The organism is Tsukamurella serpentis (genome assembly GCF_054780975.1).
The window spans coordinates 338,458-357,276 of the sequence record NZ_BAAGVH010000001.1; the positions used below are offsets into that span (position 1 = coordinate 338,458).

Consider the following 18,819-nt stretch of genomic DNA (forward strand, 5'->3'; position numbering starts at 1 on the left):
CGCCGGTCAGCTCAGCGCGGCGGGCGCCGCGGCGGGCGCGGATGTCTGCGGTGCTCCCGGGCGCGGGTCGCCGTCGTCCAGCGGCCCGGCCGACCGTGCCGCTTCCACGGCCCAGTAGACCGCCTCGGGTGTGGCCGGGGAGGCCAGTTCCACTGCGGTGCCGGGCGGACCGAACGCCGATGCCGCCTGGCGCAGTGCCTCGCGGACTGAGAAGGCCAGCATCAGCGGTGGTTCTCCGACGGCCTTCGAGCCGTACACGGCGCCGTCCTCATGGGCCCTGTCCAACAGGGTGACCCGGAAGTCCGGCGGCATCTCGGAGAAGCTGGGCAGCTTGTAGGTGCTCGCGGACTGGGTGAGCAGCCGGCCCCGAGTAGGGCGCTCGCTCTGGTCCCAGCGGAGGTCCTCGAGCGTGAGCCAACCGGCGCCCTGGATGAAGCCGCCCTCGATCTGCCCGATGTCGATCATGGGGGAGAGCGAATCGCCCACGTCGTGCACGATGTCGACGCGCCGGAGGCGATACGCGCCGGTGAAACCGTCCACCTCGACCTCGGCGGCGGCGACCCCGTAGGCGAAGTACTTGAACGGTCGGCCCTGCATCGCCTTCGCGTCCCAGTGCAGGCCCTCCGTCCGGTAGTAGCCGGATGCGGAGAGCTGCACCCGCTGGAAGTAGGCCGCGTGCACGACCTCGTCCCAGCTCAGCTGCTGCGCCGAGCCTCCGAGTCCCGTGATCGCACCGTCGCTGAAGCGCACATCGGCGGGATTGGTACCCAACATCGATGCGGCGACGCCGGCCAACCGGTCACGGATCTGCTCGCAGGCGTTCTTGACCGCGCCGCCGTTGAGGTCGGCCCCGGAACTCGCCGCAGTGGCGGAGGTGTTGGGCACCTTGTCGGTGCGGGTCGGCGCGAGCCGGACTCGGGACAGCGGTACCCCCAGCGTGGTGGCCGCGACCTGGAGCATCTTGGTGTGCAGACCCTGGCCCATCTCGGTGCCGCCGTGGTTGATCAGCACCGATCCGTCCTTGTAGACCAGTACCAGGGCACCGGCCTGGTTGAAGGCGGTGAGGTTGAACGAGATGCCGAACTTCACGGGTGTCACCGCGATCGCTCGTTTGACGTGCGGATGCTCGGCGTTGAATACGTCGATCTCGGCTTCCCGGGTTTCGACGTCACCGGATGCGATGACCTGCTCCCATGCGCTGCGGATCCGGTCGGCGTGGCGCACCGGCTGGCCGTAGGGAGTGCTCTGCCCGTTGCGGTAGAAGTTGCGGTGCCGGAGTTCTCGGGCCGAGACCCCGAGGGTGGGGGCACACCTGCCGAGGATGTCCTCGATCACCAGCATTCCCTGCGGTCCGCCGAAGCCGCGGAAGGCGGTTTGTGAAGTCTTGTGGCACTTGGTGATCCGACCGTGTAGGGCGATGTTCGGGATCCAGTACGCGTTGTCCACGTGGCACAGTGCCCGGGCGAGCACCGGTTCGGACAGATCGAGACTCCAGCCACCATCGGCCGTGAGGGTGGCCTCGAGGGCGGTGATCAGACCGGAAGCGTCGAAGCCCACTCGCCAGGACGCGTGGAATCCGTGCCGTTTACCCGACATCGTCATGTCCTGGGTTCGGTTGAGGCGCAACCGCACCGGCCTCCCGGTGAGGGTCGCGCCCAGCGCTGCCACGGCGGCGAAGCCGTGCGGCTGCATTTCCTTGCCGCCGAAGGCGCCACCCATCCGCAGGCACTGCACGGTGACGGCGTTGCTCGGTAGCCCGAGCACGTGCGCCACGATGTCCTGCGTCTCCGACGGATGCTGCGTGCTCGATTGGACGAAGACCTGCCCGCTCTCGTCGACCTGCGCGATCGAGGCATGCGTCTCGAGGTAGAAGTGCTCCTGCCCCGCGAACTCGAACTCACCCGAGAAGACGTGCGCCGCTTCGGCGAACCCCTGATCCGGATCACCGCGGCGTACCGTGGGCCGGGCGCCGTGGAAGCTCTGAGCATCGATCGCGTCGGTCAGCGAGATCAGCGACGGCAGCGGCTCGAGTTCCAGCGTGACGGCAGCGGCACCGCGCCGCGCCGCTTCGGGCGTATCGCCCAGCACCCAGCACACCGCGTGCCCGAAGAACATCACTTCGTCCTCGGGGAAGAGCGGTTCGTCGTGTTTGACACCGGCATCGTTCACGCCGGGTACGTCCGCCGCCGTGAGCACACGCACCACACCCGGGACGCGGGTGGCGGCTTCGGTATCGATGGAGACGATCCGTGCATGGGCGCAGTCGGATTGCACCGGGTGCGCGTGGAGGACGCCCGGGGTGCGCCCGAGCAGGTCGTCGGTGTAAAGGGCGGATCCGGTGACGTGCAGTGCGGCGCTCTCGTGCGGGATCTCCTGCCCGACCAGTGCATACGCCGGGCGCTCGGACAGGTGGCTCACGACAGGGCCTCCCCGCTCTCAGCGAACAGCTTCTCCAACGATCTGCCCAGCATGGCGACGCGGTAGCGTCCCGAAGCGCGGTGATCGTCCATCGGGGTGCCCTCGGAACGCAGCACGGCGGCCGCCTGCCGCACGGTCTGCTGCGACCACGGGCGTCCGAGCAGCACCTGCTCCGTGGCGACGGCCCGCAGCGGGGTGGCCGCCACGCCGCCGAGGCCGATGGCGGCGCGAGTGACCACTCCGTCGTCGATGCCCAGTGCGAATGCGACGGCGACGCTGGAGATGTCGTCGAATCGGCGTTTGGCGATCTTGTGGAACGCGGTGAGCGGACTCAGCGGCAGCGGAATGCGGACGGACCGGATCAACTCGTCCGGCCGGCGCACTGTCGCGCGGTACCCGGTGAAGTACTCGGTCAGCGGTACGACCCGTTCGCCCGCGCGCGAGGTGAGCACCAGGCGAGCGTCGAGGGCCAGTAAGGCGGGTGGGGTGTCGCCGATGGGCGATCCGGTGCCGAGGTTACCGCCGAGGGTGGCGGAATTGCGGATCAGCCGGGACGCGAACTGCGGGAAGACCTGCGCCAGGAGCGGCACCCGGCCGCTGAGGATGCGCTCGACCTCGGACAGCGTCAGGGCCGCACCGATCTCCAGTTCGTCTTCTCGCCACTGTGATTCGCGCAATTCGGGGAGTCCGTCGATGGCGACCACCAGTGATTCGCGCCGCCCCTTGAGGTTGACGTCCACACCGAAGTCGGTGGAGCCGGCGACCAGAACCGGTGGCTCCTCGCCGGCGAGCAGGTCGAGCACCTCGGAGAACTCGGCGGGCCGGATGAATCGGCTGTGCGTACCGGTCACCTCGGTGGGAACCGCGGCGGGAGGGGGCGTCTCGCGGCGCAGGGCGATCGGATCGTCCTCGGCGGGCTCGACGGGCAGGCCGAAAGCCGCTTCACGAATCGGCCGGTATCCGGTGCACCGGCACAGGTTCCCGGAGAGGGCGTGCAGGTCGAAACCGTTGGGGCCGTGGTCGTGGTGTTCGTCGGAGCCGCCGGCTGCGGAATCGCCTTCTGCTGCATCTGCGCTGCGGTCGGGCCGGTAGAACTCGGCGGCCATGCTGCAGACGAACCCGGGAGTGCAATAGCCGCACTGTGAACCGCCCCGCAGGGCCATGGCGGTCTGCACGGGATGCAGGTCCTCGGGGCCACCGAGCCCCTCGGACGTGACCACCTCCTGTCCGGCGAGAGCGGCCGCGGGAGTCAGGCAGGCGTTGATCGCCGTCCAGCGGGTGCCGGGTGAGCCAGGTGTGTCGGGGCGGGCGACGAGGATCGAGCAGGCGCCGCATTCGCCCTCCGCACAGCCCTCTTTGGCGCCGGTGAGGCCCTGGTCCCGGAGCCAGTCCAGGGCACTGGTGTGGGGCGGGCCGGTGAACGGTCGGGAACGACCGTTCACGGTCACGGAACATCCGGTCAGCGTTTCGGTCACCGCTGCATCCCTACTGAACCGCAGCACGCGGTTCGACTGGCATGGTTGGCGAGGCTGAGCTGGACCGCTGGTTTTCCATGCGAACACGATCCAGTGCATGACATTCTAGGCGACGGGGCCTGCATCAGGATGGATTTCCGGAATCTCCCTTCCATATGGCGGAGTATGTGTTTTTGCGCCGAGTCCAATGCTCGGTGCCGCTCCTGCGGGTCATCCGCTGATCAGGGCTGTGATCGGGCCGCGGACGAAGTACAGGATGAACCCGGCTGACACCGCCCACAATAACCAGTGCGTCTTGTCTCCGCGACCGCTGAGAACGCTCAGCAACGCCCAGGTGATGAAGCCGACGCCGATTCCGTTCGCGATCGAATAGGTCAGTGGCATCGTCACAATGGTCAGAAAGGACGGCAGCGCCACGGAGAAGTGCGTGAAATCGATGTCCCGGATCTGAGCGACCATCATCGAGCCGACGACGACGAGTGCGGCTGCGCCCACTTCCATCGGGATCACCCCGATCACAGGGGCGAAGAACATCGAACCCAGAAACAACAGGCCGGTGACGCAGGCGGCGAGCCCGGTACGAGCACCTTCGGCGATCCCCGCGGCGGAATCGACGAAGACCGTGTTCGACGATCCCGACGACGCGCCGCCCGCAACGGCCCCGGCGCCTTCGACGATGAAGGCGGAACGGATGCGGGGGAAGGTCCCGTCGGGCTGAGCGAGGCCGGCCGACCGTGCCAGCCCCGTCATCGAGCCCATGGCGTCGAAGAAGTTGGTGAAGACCAAGGTGAAAACGAGCATCGTCGCCGCCAGGGCCCCGACCCGTTGAAACGCTCCGAACAGGTCGAACTGGCCGATCAGTCCGAAGTCCGGCAGAGCCATGATCTGGCTCGGCAGTTCCGGAGAACTCAGGTTCCAGCCCTTGGGGTCCGGGTGGGTCGGATCACCGACGGTGCCGAGTCGCGCGAAGCGCTGGACCACGATGGCCACCAGCGTCGAGGCGATCATGCCGATCAGGATGGCGCCGGGGACACGCCGGGCGATCAGGACCGCGATCAGCAGCAGAGCGAAGACGAAGACGGCAGTCGGGAGTGCGTCGATGGAACCGTCGTGGCCCAGCTGAACGGGCGGGCCCGCGGGCGTGCGCGTGACGAATCCGGAGTTCACGAAGCCGATGAAGGCGATGAACAGCCCGATCCCCACGGTGATCGCCGTCTTCAACTCCGCCGGCACCGCCCGGAAGATCGCTGTCCGGATTCCGGTGGCACCGAGCACCACGATGATCACGCCGTTGATGATCACCAGTCCCATCGCCTCGGGCCAGGTGACCTCCTTGACCACGGCGACCGCGAGGAAGGAGTTCATCCCGAGCCCGGCCGCGAGTGCGAAGGGCAGCCGCGCGACGACGCCGAAGAGGATGGTTATCAGCCCCGCCGTCAACCCTGTCACCGCTGTGACCTGGACGAATGCCAGTTTCCCTTGAGCGGAGTCCGCTGAGCTGCTGAGAATCAGGGGGTTGAGAACGACGATGTACGCCATCGCGACGAAGGTGACCAACCCTCCTCTGATCTCCCGGGGATCGTCGAACCGCGGCCGCTGATCTCGAAGAACCTGTCCAGGAGCGGCGGTTCCGAACGGCGTGCGACACGCTTGTCGGCGCCGTCCTGCTGATGGAGGTCGGTCATGGTGGTCCTCTCGGTCCCGAAGCGCCGGAGTGGATCGCGCACAGCGTGGCGCGCTTCGGTGGGGCGTTGCGATGACGGCTGATCGATGACGATCCGAGGCGGAGACCTCGCCTCAAACGTTCCACGCTCCGGAAATGTGATTCCGGTCACGTCGAGTGAAGCATGCGCCCCGGAGGGGGTCAAGCATCTCCGGCGAGTGGAGTTCGGTGACTTATGCGGTGCCGCAACACTTACCGGATCTGCGCCGGGTCGGGCACGTCATAGCGGCGAATCGGTTCAGCCGCCGAGGCGATGCGGACGTTCCGCATCGCGGACTCGCTGTTGAGGGATTGCGTGGCGGCCCGATTCGCGCGGGAAGCCCGGAATCGCCCGTGTACCGCAATATGGAACGCCAGGTGGAACTTCACGCGTACGGTCTGTGTGGAACGGCAAACACCCGACCGCAGGGGAGGCAGTTATGGCGGGGAAGTCGACGACCGGTGTGCAGTCGGTGGAACGTGCCTTCGAATTGCTCGAACTCATGGGCCGCGCCGGCGGCGAATGCTCGCTGAGCGAGCTCTCCGCGGGAACCCCGTTGCCGCCCCCGACCATCCACCGGCTCCTGCGCACGCTGGTCGGCATCGGCTACGTCCGTCAGCTGCCCAACCGGCGTTACGCCCTCGGACCGCGACTCATCCGCCTCGGGGAGGTGGCGAACCGGCAACTCGGCGCCGTCGCAGTACCGGTGCTGCAGGCCCTGGTCGACGAATTGGAGGAGACCGCGAGCCTCGCCGTCCTCGACGGCGACATGGTGATCTACACCGGGCAGGTGCCCTCCACCCACTCCATGCGCACCAACAACGAGGCCGGACGGCGGGTCCACCTGCACAACAGTGGCGTGGGCAAGGCCGTCCTGGCCGAACTCGACGACGCCCGGATCGTCCGGCTCGTCGGACAGGCCGGGATCCCCGCGCCGACCTCCAACAGCGTGAACAGTCTCTCCGGCGTGTTCGCCGAGGTGGAGAAGGTCCGGGCTCGGGGCTATTCGGTGGACGACGAGGAGCAGGAGGTGGGCGTGCGCTGCTACGCGATGGCGGTGCCGGGCGCTCCCACCCCGATGGCGGTCGGCATCTCGGGACCGGTCTCCCGGATCGGTGAGGACTTCCTCGATCGCGCGATCCCTGCACTCGAACGTGCCACCGGCCTGATCGCCGACGCCCTGATCGGCGCCCGGGAGCTCTGACCGGCCGCACGCGCCGCGTCCGCGGGCGGCACTGCCACAGCCCGGACGCCCGCCGATTAGGCTGACCTCCATGAAGAAGGTCGCGCTGCTGGACTACGGCTCCGGCAACATCCGGTCCGCTCATCGCGCGATCGAACGGGCCGGTGCCGAGGTCACCGTCACCGCCGATCCCAAGACCGCTCTCGCCGCCGACGGTCTGCTGGTTCCCGGTGTCGGCGCCTTCGAGGCGTGCATGGCCGGGCTCACCGCGGTGCAGGGCGACCGGATCATCGGAGAGCGGCTCGCAGGGGGCCGGCCGGTGCTGGGGATCTGCGTGGGGATGCAGATCCTGTTCGACAAGGGCATCGAATTCGGTGTGGAGACCGAGGGGTGCGGGCAGTGGCCCGGAACCGTCGAACGTCTCCAAGCCGACGTGGTCCCGCACATGGGCTGGAACACCGTCGAAGCCGCGGAGAATTCGCAGTTGTTCGCCGGCGTCGATCCAGACGCCCGGTTCTACTTCGTGCACTCCTATGCGGTGCAGAAGTGGGAGCTCGACATCGCCGACCACATCCGCGCCCCGAAGGTGACGTGGGCGGACCACGGCGGCAGGTTCGTCGCCGCGGTGGAGAACGGCCCGCTGTGGGCCACCCAGTTCCACCCGGAGAAGAGCGGTGACGCCGGAGCGGACCTGCTGCGCAACTGGGTGGCATCGCTGTGAGCCCCCGCGGCCCCCGGCTCTCACTCGGCAAACTGGCGCTGTACTCGCTGGGTGCCGCGGCCGCCGTTCTCGGCGCCGGGGTACTGCTGCTCGCGGTGCTGCGTCCGAGCCCCGTCATCAGCCTGGTGATCGTCGCAGTCGCCCTGGTGGGAGCAGTCGCGGCGATCGGGATCGTCTCCAACCGGATGGTCGGACGCGCGATGGACGATCACGACGCCGGGGCCGAGCGACGGGAGCGCGAGAACCCCGATTCGGGCACGCACTAGGCTGTCCGCGTGAGTCTGGTACTTCTTCCCGCAGTCGACGTCGCCGAGGGCCGGGCCGTGCGCCTGGTACAAGGGGAGGCCGGCAGTGAGACCGCCTACGGATCGCCCCGCGACGCCGCCCTGGCCTGGCAGAACGACGGTGCCGACTGGGTGCACCTGGTCGATCTGGACGCCGCCTTCGGCACGGGTTCGAACCGCGAACTGCTCGCCGGGGTGATCGGCGAACTCGACGTCAAGGTCGAGCTCTCCGGTGGCATCCGCGACGACGCCTCGCTCGAAGCCGCCCTCGCCACCGGTTGTGCCCGGGTCAACCTGGGTACCGCCGCGATCGAGAACCCGCAGTGGTGCAGCCGCGCGATCGCCCAGTACGGCGACCGGATCGCGGTCGGTCTCGACGTCAAGCAGCTCGACGGCCAGTGGCGCCTGCGCGGCCGGGGATGGGTGACCGACGGCGGCGACCTCTGGGAGGTGCTCGAACGCCTCGACAAGGACGGTTGCAGCCGGTACGTGGTCACCGACGTCTCCAAGGACGGCACCCTGACCGGACCGAACCTCGACCTGCTCGCCGCGGTCGCGGCCGCCACCGAGGCCCCGGTCGTCGCCTCCGGAGGGATCTCCGCCCTCGAGGACCTCACCGCGATCTCCACCCTGGTCGATCAGGGCGTCGACTCCGCGATCATCGGCAAGGCCCTCTACGCCGGGCGGTTCACCCTGCGCGAGGCTCTGGCGGCGGTGTCGACCGAGTGACGGCGCTGCCCGCCGGCTTCACCGGTGACCCCGATCAGCTGCTCGCCCGAGCCGCAGCCGTCCTCGACGCCGTAGCACCGAGGTTCGTCGAGGGTGTCGGAGCCGCAGCCTCGGTGGCGAAGGGACCGGCGGACTTCGCCACCGACCTCGACCTGGAACTCGAGCGCCGGATCGCGGGTGCCGTCGCAGAGGCGACCGGGATCGCGGTGCACGGCGAGGAGTTCGGTGGTCCCGCCGTCGACCAGGGCACCGTCTGGGTGCTCGATCCGATCGACGGCACCTTCAACTACTCGGCCGGATACCCCGCCTCCGGCACCCTGCTCGGACTGCTGCACGACGGCGCCCCGGTCGCCGGTCTCGCCTGGTTCCCACTGGTCGGGGACACCTTCTCCGGCCACGTCCAGGGGCCGGTCCGCAACCGCGGCCAGGTCCTCGCGCCGCTGCACGGGACCGGGATGGCCGACGCCATGATCGCCGTCGGAAGCTTCAGCCGCGGCAGCAACGGGCACCTGCCCGGTGACTACCGGTACGCGATCCTCGGCGAGGTCTCCCGGCGGGTGGCCCGGGTCCGGCAGTTCGGCTCCACCGGCGTCGACCTCGCCTACACCGCGGCCGGGGTGCTCGGTGGCGCCGTGGTCTTCGGTCACCACCCCTGGGACAACGCCGCCGGTGCGGCTCTGGTGCTGGCCGGCGGTGGGCGGGTCACCGACCTGGCCGGCGACGACTGGCACGTCGGTTCGGACTCGGTCCTGGCCGCGGCGCCCGCGGTCTACGACGAACTGCTCGGCATCGTCCGTTCGGTGGGAGCACCGTCGGACTACCGCGGCGATCCGGGACATCCCGGAATCCTCAGCTACTGAACCGGTGTCAGCCCGAACGGGCTGGGAACAACCTATGAAGGAGGCGGATCCTCATGGCCGTGGCCGTACGTGTGATCCCGTGCCTGGACGTCGACGACGGCCGGGTCGTCAAGGGCGTCAACTTCCAGAACCTGCGCGACGCCGGCGATCCGGTCGAGCTCGCCGCCGCCTATGACGCACAGGGCGCCGACGAGCTGACCTTCCTCGACGTGACCGCGTCGAGCTCGGGTCGCGGCACCATGCTCGATGTGGTCCGCCGCACCGCTGAGCAGGTCTTCATCCCGTTGACCGTCGGCGGCGGCGTGCGCTCGATCGACGACGTCGACACCCTGCTGCGCGCCGGCGCCGACAAGGTCTCGGTCAACACCGCGGCGATCACCCGCCCCGAGCTGTTGCGGGAGCTGTCCAACCGGTTCGGCAGTCAGTGCATCGTGCTGTCGGTGGACGCGCGCACCGTGCCGCTCCAGGGGCCGGACGCCGGCGCGCCGACCCCGTCGGGCTGGGAGGTCACCACGCACGGCGGCCGTCGCGGCACCGGGATCGACGCCATCGAATGGGCCCGCCGCGGTGAGGAACTGGGTGTGGGCGAGATCCTGCTCAACTCGATGGACGCGGACGGCACCAAGGCCGGGTTCGATCTGCCGATGATCAGCGCAGCGCGGGCGGCGGTGCACATCCCGGTGATCGCCTCCGGCGGAGCGGGGGCGGTCGAGCACTTCGCGCCCGCCGTCGAAGCGGGCGCCGATGCGGTGCTGGCCGCCAGTGTCTTCCACTTCGGGGAGATGACCATCGGACAGGTCAAGGACGAGATGGCCGCTCACTCCGTGGTGGTCCGTCGATGACCGGCGACCGCTGCGCGCAGGCCCCGGAGCTGGATCCGGCGATCGCGGCCCGCCTCAAACGCAATGCCGACGGACTGGTCGCCGCGATCGCCCAGGAGGAGGGCAGCGGCGATGTGCTGATGTTGGCGTGGATGGACGACGACGCCCTCGCTCGGACCCTCGCCACCGGCAGGGGGACCTACTTCTCGCGCTCGCGGCAGCAGCTGTGGGTCAAGGGCGAGACCTCCGGGCACGTGCAGGAGGTGGTCTCGGTGCGGCTGGACTGCGACGGAGACACCGTTCTGCTCACGGTCCGCCAGACCGGACCGGCGTGCCACACCGGTACCCACACCTGCTTCGACGGTGACCTGCTGCTCGACCGGACGTGAGCGCTACCCGCTGAGCGTGCGCAGGAACGAGAGCGTCTCCTCCACGTGCGCCACCGCCCGGAGCTCACCGACCACGATGTGCAGCACCGTCCCGTCGGTGTCGATCAGGAAGGTCTGGCGCTTGACCGGGGCGACCGCGTAGCGGCCGCGACGCACCTGGTATTCCGCGGCCACCGCGCCGTCGGCGTCGGTGAGCAGGGGGAACCCCGGATTCATGACATCGGCGAAGGCCTGCGTGCGGCCCAGCGGGTCCATGCTGATCCCGATCCGCGCGGTGTCACGGCCCTCGAAGTCCGCCGCCGAATCCCGGAACCGGGCGACCTCGGCCACGCACACCGGTAGGCCGGCGGTGAGGTAGAAGAAGACCGCGGCACGGCCGCCGCCGCGGAGCTCGGAGAGGGTGCGGACGGTCCCCGTGCGGTCCGGGAGTTCGAACTCGGGGGCCCGCTGGCCGATGCGCATACCGGTGAACCTACCGGCATGGCGATAATGGAGCGCGATGACTACCGCACACCAGACGAACCTGCAGCCGGACGGTGCGACCACCACCCTCGACGAGTTCCTGTCCCTGGCGGACCGGCACCGTGTGGTCCCGGTGATCCGCACCGTGCTCGCGGACGCGGAGACGCCCCTGTCGGCCTACCGCAAGCTCGCCGGCGGGCGCCCGGGCACCTTCCTCCTGGAATCGGCCGCCGCCGGGCAGTCCTGGAGCCGGTGGTCGTTCGTCGGGGCACCGGCGCCCTCGGCGCTGACCGTCGTGGACGGCGCCGTCACCTGGATCGGCGAACGGCCGGTGGGCGCGCCCGCCGACGGGGACCCGATCGAAGTCCTCGGCGAGGTGCTGCGGCTGCTCGGCTCGGAACGGATCGAGGGCCTGCCCCCACTGAACGGCGGAATGGTCGGCTACCTGGCCTACGACGCGGTGCGCCGCCTGGAACGGCTGCCCGAGACCACCGTCGACGATCTCGGTCTGCCGGAGATGGTGTGGCTGCTGGCCACCGACATCGCCGCGATCGACCACCACGAGGGCACCATCACCCTCATCGCGAACGCGGTGAACTGGGACGGCACCGTCGACCGCGCGCCGCAGGCCTACGCGGACGCCGTCGAGCGGCTCGACGCGATGGAGGCCGCGCTCGCCGCGCCGCTCGCCTCCTCGGTGGCCTCGTTCACCCGTCCCGAGCCGCAGTACACCGCGCAGCGCACCGTCGACGAGTACAGCGCGATCGTCGACAAGCTGGTCGGTGACATCGAAGCCGGTGAGGCCTTCCAGGTGGTGCCGAGCCAGCGGTTCTCCATGCCCTCCGATGCCGACCCGATCGATGTCTACCGGGTACTGCGAGCGTCGAACCCCAGCCCGTACATGTACTTGGTGCAGGTGCCCGCGCCGGACGGATCCCTGGCCTTCTCCATCGTCGGTTCCAGCCCGGAGGCACTGGTCACCGTCTCCGACGGCACGGCCACCACGCACCCGATCGCAGGTACCCGCTGGCGCGGGACGTCGGCGGAGGAGGACCTGCTGCTGGAGAAGGACCTGCAGGCCGACGAGAAGGAGAACAGCGAGCACCTGATGCTCGTGGACCTGGGCCGCAACGACCTCGGACGGGTGTGCAGCCCGGGAACCGTGCGGGTCACCGATTACCGTCGGATCGAGCGGTACAGCCATGTGATGCACCTGGTCTCCACCGTCTCCGGTGATCTCGCCGCAGGCAAGCAGGCGCTCGACGCCGTCACCGCCTGCTTCCCCGCGGGCACCTTGACCGGTGCCCCGAAGGTCCGTGCCATGGAACTGATCGACGAGGCGGAGATCAGCCGCCGCGGACTCTACGGCGGCATCGTCGGCTACCTGGATTTCGCCGGCGACGCCGACACCGCCATCGCGATCCGCACCGCGGTGCTCAAGGACGGCACCGCGTACGTGCAGGCCGGCGGCGGTGTGGTGGCCGATTCCGTGGGGGAGTACGAGTACAACGAGTCGCGGAACAAGGCGCTCGCCGCGCTCAAGGCAGTGGCCGCGGCGAACACCATGCGCGCCGCGTCGGAGGTGAAGTGATGAACGCCAAGCGGAACCTGACGATCGTGGCGGCCCTGCTCGCACTGGCAGCGGGTGCGGTGTGGGGTGCGAGCCGCATGACCTGGATGAACGTGCAGGTGGCCGATGGTCTGTCTCCCCAGCGTGCGATGGCGCTCGCCGGTCATACCTGGGCACCGGCGCTGAGCGCGCTTCCACTGGTCTTCCTCGGGGCGATCCTCGCCGGGCCGGCGCTCAAGGGCTGGGCCCGCGGAGCGGTGGCTGTGGTGGTGGCCGCCGCCGCGATCGGCACCGGCTATCCGGCGCTGCAGGTGCTCACCCAGGAGCCCGACGTGCGCTACACCGAGACGATCCTCGACCTCGCGAACAAGGACTACATCGCCGAGACCGACAAGGTGGTCACCGGACCACTGGTCGCGATCCTCGGTGCGCTGCTCGCGGTGGCTGCTGCGGCCCTGCTCATGCGTGGCCTGCGCAAGGGCGGGATGGGGGACAAGTACCAGTCTCCGGCCGCTCGCCGGGCCGACCTCGAACGCAAGGTCTTCGACGACGCGGAGGTGGAGAAGTCGTCCGAGCGGGACCTGTGGGACGCGCTCGACGTCGGCGACGATCCGACCGCCGGACCCGGTGAGGGGGCCACGACGAGGCGGCCCGAGCGGGAGGGCTAGTGTTTACCCCGAGCCACACGTTCCACGAAAGGCGCGCCGCCGTGACTTCAACCACTGCTCTCGACTCGATCATCGAGGGTGTGCGCACGGACCTGGCAGCCCGCGAGGCGGCTGTGGACCTCGCCGCCGTCAAGGCCGCGGCCAAGGCCGCGCCACCCGCGATCGACGCGGCCGCTGCTCTGCGTGAACCCGGAATCGGTGTGATCGCCGAGGTCAAGCGAGCCAGCCCGTCCAAGGGTGATCTCGCAGGCATCGTCGACCCCGCCGCACTGGCCGCCGAGTACGAGGCCGGGGGAGCGCGGGCGATCAGCGTGCTCACCGAGCAGCGCCGGTTCAAGGGCTCGCTGGCCGATCTGGACGACGTCCGCGCTCGGGTGCGGGTACCGATCCTGCGCAAGGACTTCATCGTCTCGCCGTATCAGATCCACGAGGCACGGGCGCACGGTGCCGATCTGGTGCTGCTGATCGTCGCTGCGCTGGAACAGGCGGTGCTGGTCTCGCTGCTCGACCGGATCGAGTCGCTCGGTATGACCGCCCTGGTGGAGGTGCACACCGAGGACGAGGCCGATCGGGCACTGGAAGCCGGTGCCAGCGTGATCGGTGTGAACGCCCGCAATCTCAAGACCCTCGAGGTCGACCGGGACTCGTTCGCGCGGATCGCTCCGGGACTTCCGTCCTCGGTGGTCAAGATCGCGGAGTCGGGTGTGCGCGACAGTCACGATCTGCTCACCTACGCCGGACAGGGGGCGGACGCGGTGCTGGTGGGCGAGGGCCTGGTCACCGCACGCGATCCCCGTTCGGCGGTCGCGGACCTGGTGACCGCGGGCTCACACCCGAGCTGCCCGCGCCCCGCTCGCTGACCCGGTGCAGCCCTGTGCGCTGCACGGACGGTGATTCTTGTGTTTCAAATGGTTTAGACCACATGGTTCGCCGAGGGTAGTGTGGTGGGTATGAAGGACGGGACGCTTCCGGACACCCGTGGTGCCGAACCGCCGCGCTACTTCCGCGCCAAGGTGGAGGTGCAACGCCGGATCGAGCAACTCGGCCTCGGCGACACCCTCCCCGCGGAGCGTCGCCTCGCCGAAGAGCTGGGCGTCTCCCGCACCACCCTGCGCAAGGCACTCGCGGAACTGTCCGCCGAGGGCGTGCTGCGCCGCGAGCACGGCAGCGGCACCTACATCGCGCCGCCCAAGGTGGTGAAGGTCCGCCAGCTCACCTCATTGAGCGAGGACTTCGGGGTGGACGGGAAGAAGGTCGATTCCCGGGTGCTCTCCTGCGAGCGGGTGCCTGCCGACGGTGCGATACAGACCGTCCTGGAACTGGGGCGGGGTGCGAGCGTGTACCGGGTGGCGCGGTTGCGCATCGTCGACGACGAGCCGCTCGCCATCGAGGTTGCTCATCTGCGTGGACCGTTGCGCGGGCTGGTCTCCCGGCTCTCCCAGGAGGCCTCGCTGTACCGCGCTCTGCGGGTGCACTACGGGCGTGAGAACGCCTCGGTGGAGGACACCGTCGAGACCGCGGTCGCCTCCCCGGACGAGGCGGATCTCCTGGGGATCGCCACCGGTCATCCACTGCTGATGGTGCACCGCCTGGGCCGGGACGCCGACGGTGTGGCCGTGGAATGGACCCGCAGCGTGTACCGGGGCGACCGGTTCAAGTTCGTCGCCCGTGCCACGGCTCCGGCACGGAACCCGGCTCCGGAGTGAAACAGCTTTGACCCGATGGGGATAATCGTCGTGTGAGTCTCCCAGAAGCCAGCACAGGACTGTCCGATCGATCGGCCTTCGAGCCGGACGGGACCGGTCATTGGGGCGTCTGGGGCGGCAGGCACGTGCCCGAGGCGCTGATGGCGGTGATCGAGGACGTCGCCGCCGAGTTCGAGAAGGTCCGCAGCGACCGCACCTTCCTGGAGGAGCTGGACCGCCTGCAGCGCCAGTACACCGGTCGCCCCTCGCCGCTGTACCCGTGTGTGCGGCTGGGCGAGCACGCCGGCGGTGCGAAGCTCTACCTCAAGCGCGAGGACCTCAACCACACCGGCAGCCACAAGATCAACAACGTGCTCGGTCAGGTGCTGCTGGCGAAGCGGATGGGTAAGCCCCGGGTGATCGCGGAGACCGGTGCCGGCCAGCACGGCGTTGCCACGGCGACCGCGTGCGCCCTGCTCGGCATCGAGTGCGTGATCTACATGGGCAAGGTCGATACCGACCGGCAGGCACTCAACGTCGCCCGGATGCGCCTGCTCGGAGCCGAAGTGATCGCAGTGGCCTCCGGTTCCGCCTCGCTCAAGGACGCGATCAACGAGGCGCTGCGGGACTGGGTCAGCCACGCCGACACCACGTACTACTGCTTCGGTACCGCCGCCGGCCCGCACCCGTTCCCGCTCATGGTGCGCGACCTGCAGCGCATCGTCGGTATGGAGGCTCGCGAGCAGATCCTCGAAGCCGAGGGGCGACTGCCCGACGCCGTGGTCGCCTGTGTGGGAGGCGGCTCGAACGCGATCGGTATCTTCCACCCGTTCATCGGCGACCCCGGTGTGCGGCTGGTGGGCTGCGAGGCCGCCGGCGACGGTGTGGAGACCGGGCGGCACGCCGCGACCTTCACCGGCGGCACCCCCGGCGCCTTCCAGGGCGCCTACTCCTACCTGCTGCAGGACGAGGACGGGCAGACCATCGAATCGCACTCGATCTCCGCCGGCCTGGACTACCCGGGTGTCGGACCTGAGCACGCGTCGCTGAAGGAATCGGGCCGCGCCCAGTACGTTCCGGTCACCGATGCCGAGGCGATGGACGCCTTCGCGCTGCTGTGCCGCACCGAGGGGATCATCCCGGCGATCGAATCCGCACACGCGGTGGCCGGTGCGCTCGCGGTGGGCCGCGAACTCGGGCCGGGATCGGTGGTCGTGGTGAACCTGTCCGGACGCGGCGACAAGGACGTCGACACCGCCGGGAAGTGGTTCGGTCTGCTCGACGAGCACGCAGCGGTGGTCGATCAGAAGGTGATCGGCGCCGACCTGAACACCGAGTTCCGCAATGCTGAGGGGGAGAACAAGTGAGCGCGTTGGCACCGGTCTTCGAGCAGTGCCGGGCGCAGAACCGCGCCGCGCTGGTCACCTACCTGCCGTGCGGCTACCCGTCCGTGCAGGCCGGACGCGACACCGTGGTCGCGATCGTCGAATCGGGCGCGGACATCGTCGAACTCGGCGTCGCCTACAGCGACCCGGTGATGGACGGTCCTGTCATCCAGCGTGCCGCCGACGACGCCCTGCGCGCCGGGATCCGCGTGCGCGACGTCTTCGGTTACGCGGAAGCGGTCGCCGGTGCCGGCGGGGCCCCGGTGGTGATGACCTATTGGAACCCGGTGCTCCAGTACGGCGTGGATGCCTTCGCCCGTGACCTCGCCGCGGCCGGGGGCAAGGGACTGATCACCCCGAACCTGATCCCGGAGGAGGCCGGCGAGTGGATCGCGGCAGCGGACCGGTACGGCCTGGACAAGATCTTCCTGGTGGCGCCGTCGTCCACCCCGGAGCGGTTGGCGATGACGGCGGCGGCTTCGTCGGGCTTCCTGTACGCCGCCTCCACGATGGGGGTCACCGGTGCCCGGGACGCGGTCGACAACGTTGCACCCGAGCTGGTGGCGCGGGTGCGTGAGGTCTCGGACATCCCGGTCGGGGTCGGGCTGGGAGTGAAATCGCGGGAGCAGGCCGCCGAGATCGCCGCCTATGCGGACGCCGCGATCGTCGGATCGGCCTTGGTGAGCGCGGCGGGGGAATCCCTCGACGCGGTGCGCCGGCTCACCTCCGAACTCGCCGAAGGCGTGCGGACCCGGGCCTGATCGGCGGTCCGATCAGCGCATTCGGCGCTGAAACGGATTGTGGTAGTGCACCTGCCCTACGGTAGGCTGGCCCGTTGTGATTACCGCGACCGACCTCGAAGTACGCGCCGGCGTCCGCACCCTGCTGACCGCCCCCGGCGATCAGCTGCGCGTGCAGTCGGGCGATCGGATCGGCCTGGTCGGGCGGAACGGTGCCGGTAAGACCACGACCATGCGCATCCTCGCCGGTGAGGGTGAACCGTACGCCGGGCGCATCATCTCCACCGGTGACGTCGGGTACCTGCCGCAGGATCCGCGCGAGGGCGATCTCGACGTGCTCGCCAAAGACCGAGTGCTCTCCGCCCGCGGCCTGGATCAGATCGTCGCGCAGATGCACAAGCAGCAGGTCCGGATGGCGGAGCTGGTCGGCGACGAACTGGACACCGCGGTGCGCAAGTACGGCAATCTGGAGGAACGCTTCTCCGCACTCGGCGGCTACGCCGCGGAATCGGAAGCCGCACGGATCTGCAACAGCCTGGCGCTGCCGGAACGGGTGCTGGAGCAGCCGCTGCGCACCCTCTCGGGCGGTCAGCGCCGTCGCGTCGAGCTGGCCCGGATCCTGTTCGCCGCTTCGGACGGCTCCGGCGGCAAGTCCGATACGACGCTGCTGCTGGACGAGCCGACCAACCACCTCGATGCCGATTCCATCGGCTGGCTGCGCGGCTTCCTGCAGAACCACGACGGCGGGTTGATCGTGATCAGCCACGATGTCGACCTGCTGGCCGATGTGGTGAACCGGGTGTGGTTCCTCGACGCCGTCCGCGGTGAGGCGGACGTCTACAACATGGGTTGGAAGAAGTACGTCGATGCCCGCGCCACCGATGAGCAGCGCCGTCGCCGTGAGCGCGCCAACGCCGAGAAGAAGGCCGGGGCGCTTCGGGCACAGGCCGCGAAGATGGGCGCCAAGGCCACCAAGGCCGTCGCCGCGCAGAACATGCTGCGCCGTGCCGAGCGGATGATGAACGAACTCGACGAGGTGCGGGTGGAGGACAGGACCGCGCGGATCAAGTTCCCCGCGCCGGCCGCGTGCAGCAAGACTCCGCTCATGGTCAAGAACCTCACCAAGACCTACGGTTCGCTGGAGATCTTCACCGGTGTCGATTTCGCGATCGACAAGGGCTCGCGGGTGGTGGTGCTCGGACTCAACGGCGCGGGTAAGACCACGCTGCTCAAACTGCTCGCGGGCGTCGAGACCCCGGACACCGGCGGTCTCGAACCCGGTCGCGGACTCAAGATCGGCTACTTCGCGCAGGAGCACGACACCCTCGACGACGAGGCCTCGGTGTGGGACAACATCCGGCACGCCTCACCCGATGCGGGGGAGCAGGACCTGCGCGGTCTGCTCGGCGCGTTCATGTTCACCGGTCCCCAACTGGAGCAGCCCGCCGGCACGCTCTCCGGTGGTGAGAAGACCCGCCTCGCGCTCGCGGGGTTGGTGTCCTCGGCGGCGAACGTGCTGTTGCTCGACGAGCCGACCAACAACCTGGACCCGGTCAGCCGTGAACAGGTGCTGGAGGCGCTGCGCTCCTACGAGGGTGCGGTGGTCCTGGTGACCCACGACCCGGGCGCCGCCGAGGCCCTGAACCCGGAGCGCGTGATCCTGCTGCCGGACGGCACCGAGGACCACTGGAACGCCGAATACCAGGAGCTCATCGAACTGGCCTGA

17 protein-coding genes and 1 pseudogene are annotated in these 18,819 nt (G+C 69.3%); 14 read left to right on the forward strand and 4 right to left on the reverse strand.

Going from position 1 to position 18,819, the window contains the following annotated elements; all coding sequences use genetic code 11:
• Nucleotides 1-6: 6 nt before the first annotated feature.
• The 3 genes and pseudogenes from xdhB to ACYVHG_RS01630 form a co-directional block, all read right to left on the reverse strand.
• A complete protein-coding gene (gene xdhB, locus ACYVHG_RS01620; protein ID WP_461165673.1) occupies nt 7-2,418 on the reverse strand; it encodes a xanthine dehydrogenase molybdopterin binding subunit in 2,412 nt (803 codons plus the stop codon).
• Complete coding sequence (locus ACYVHG_RS01625; RefSeq protein WP_461165674.1) at nt 2,415-3,866, reverse strand: xanthine dehydrogenase small subunit; 1,452 nt, start codon at nt 3,864-3,866, stop codon at nt 2,415-2,417. Before ACYVHG_RS01625 ends, xdhB begins: the two co-directional genes overlap by 4 nt.
• Nucleotides 3,867-4,103: 237 nt before the next feature.
• Nucleotides 4,104-5,578, reverse strand: a pseudogene (locus ACYVHG_RS01630) (NCS2 family permease).
• Between the two features lie 457 nt (nt 5,579-6,035).
• Here ACYVHG_RS01630 and ACYVHG_RS01635 point away from each other — a divergent pair.
• The 7 genes from ACYVHG_RS01635 (at nt 6,036) to hisI (ending at nt 10,583) form a co-directional block, all read left to right on the forward strand.
• Nucleotides 6,036-6,800 carry an IclR family transcriptional regulator gene (locus ACYVHG_RS01635; RefSeq protein WP_461165675.1) on the forward strand — a complete coding sequence of 255 codons (765 nt, stop codon included), beginning with the start codon at nt 6,036-6,038 and terminating at the stop codon, nt 6,798-6,800.
• A 70-nt stretch (nt 6,801-6,870) separates the two neighbouring features.
• The gene (gene hisH, locus ACYVHG_RS01640; RefSeq protein WP_461165676.1) at nt 6,871-7,500 is read left to right on the forward strand and encodes an imidazole glycerol phosphate synthase subunit HisH; all 630 of its coding nucleotides are present in this window, start codon (nt 6,871-6,873) and stop codon (nt 7,498-7,500) included.
• Nucleotides 7,497-7,766, forward strand: a complete 270-nt coding sequence (locus tag ACYVHG_RS01645; protein ID WP_461165677.1) for a hypothetical protein — start codon at nt 7,497-7,499, stop codon at nt 7,764-7,766. The genes hisH and ACYVHG_RS01645 overlap by 4 nt, the downstream gene beginning before the upstream one ends.
• 9 nt (nt 7,767-7,775) lie before the next feature.
• Nucleotides 7,776-8,513, forward strand: a complete 738-nt coding sequence (gene priA, locus ACYVHG_RS01650; protein ID WP_461165678.1) for a bifunctional 1-(5-phosphoribosyl)-5-((5-phosphoribosylamino)methylideneamino)imidazole-4-carboxamide isomerase/phosphoribosylanthranilate isomerase PriA — start codon at nt 7,776-7,778, stop codon at nt 8,511-8,513.
• Nucleotides 8,510-9,373: an inositol monophosphatase family protein gene (locus ACYVHG_RS01655; protein ID WP_461165679.1), complete on the forward strand. Its 864-nt coding sequence runs from the start codon at nt 8,510-8,512 to the stop codon at nt 9,371-9,373. The genes priA and ACYVHG_RS01655 overlap by 4 nt, the downstream gene beginning before the upstream one ends.
• Nucleotides 9,374-9,426: 53 nt before the next feature.
• Nucleotides 9,427-10,215, forward strand: a complete 789-nt coding sequence (gene hisF, locus ACYVHG_RS01660; RefSeq protein WP_461165680.1) for an imidazole glycerol phosphate synthase subunit HisF — start codon at nt 9,427-9,429, stop codon at nt 10,213-10,215.
• The gene (gene hisI, locus ACYVHG_RS01665) at nt 10,212-10,583 is read left to right on the forward strand and encodes a phosphoribosyl-AMP cyclohydrolase (RefSeq protein WP_461165681.1); all 372 of its coding nucleotides are present in this window, start codon (nt 10,212-10,214) and stop codon (nt 10,581-10,583) included. Before hisF ends, hisI begins: the two co-directional genes overlap by 4 nt.
• 3 nt (nt 10,584-10,586) lie before the next feature.
• Here hisI and ACYVHG_RS01670 read toward each other — a convergent pair whose 3' ends face one another.
• On the reverse strand, nt 10,587-11,045 hold the full coding sequence (locus tag ACYVHG_RS01670; protein WP_461165682.1) for a peroxiredoxin: 459 nt from the start codon (nt 11,043-11,045) through the stop codon (nt 10,587-10,589).
• 37 nt (nt 11,046-11,082) lie between these two features.
• Between ACYVHG_RS01670 and ACYVHG_RS01675 the strand changes: the two genes are divergently transcribed.
• The 7 genes from ACYVHG_RS01675 to ACYVHG_RS01705 all read left to right on the forward strand — a co-directional run bounded on the left by ACYVHG_RS01675 (nt 11,083) and on the right by ACYVHG_RS01705 (nt 18,819).
• Entirely contained in the window at nt 11,083-12,636 is a 1,554-nt protein-coding gene (locus ACYVHG_RS01675; RefSeq protein WP_461165683.1) for an anthranilate synthase component I, read from the forward strand.
• Complete coding sequence (locus ACYVHG_RS01680; protein WP_461165684.1) at nt 12,636-13,283, forward strand: TIGR02234 family membrane protein; 648 nt, start codon at nt 12,636-12,638, stop codon at nt 13,281-13,283. The genes ACYVHG_RS01675 and ACYVHG_RS01680 overlap by 1 nt, the downstream gene beginning before the upstream one ends.
• A 41-nt stretch (nt 13,284-13,324) precedes the next feature.
• Complete coding sequence (trpC, locus tag ACYVHG_RS01685; protein ID WP_461165685.1) at nt 13,325-14,143, forward strand: indole-3-glycerol phosphate synthase TrpC; 819 nt, start codon at nt 13,325-13,327, stop codon at nt 14,141-14,143.
• Between the two features lie 90 nt (nt 14,144-14,233).
• Nucleotides 14,234-14,989 carry a GntR family transcriptional regulator gene (locus ACYVHG_RS01690; protein WP_461165686.1) on the forward strand — a complete coding sequence of 252 codons (756 nt, stop codon included), beginning with the start codon at nt 14,234-14,236 and terminating at the stop codon, nt 14,987-14,989.
• Between the two features lie 32 nt (nt 14,990-15,021).
• Complete coding sequence (gene trpB / locus ACYVHG_RS01695) at nt 15,022-16,335, forward strand: tryptophan synthase subunit beta (protein ID WP_461165687.1); 1,314 nt, start codon at nt 15,022-15,024, stop codon at nt 16,333-16,335.
• Nucleotides 16,332-17,114 (forward strand): tryptophan synthase subunit alpha, encoded by a 783-nt coding sequence (gene trpA, locus ACYVHG_RS01700; protein WP_461165688.1) that lies wholly within the window; start codon nt 16,332-16,334, stop codon nt 17,112-17,114. Before trpB ends, trpA begins: the two co-directional genes overlap by 4 nt.
• 76 nt (nt 17,115-17,190) lie before the next feature.
• Nucleotides 17,191-18,819 carry an ABC-F family ATP-binding cassette domain-containing protein gene (locus ACYVHG_RS01705; protein WP_461165689.1) on the forward strand — a complete coding sequence of 543 codons (1,629 nt, stop codon included), beginning with the start codon at nt 17,191-17,193 and terminating at the stop codon, nt 18,817-18,819.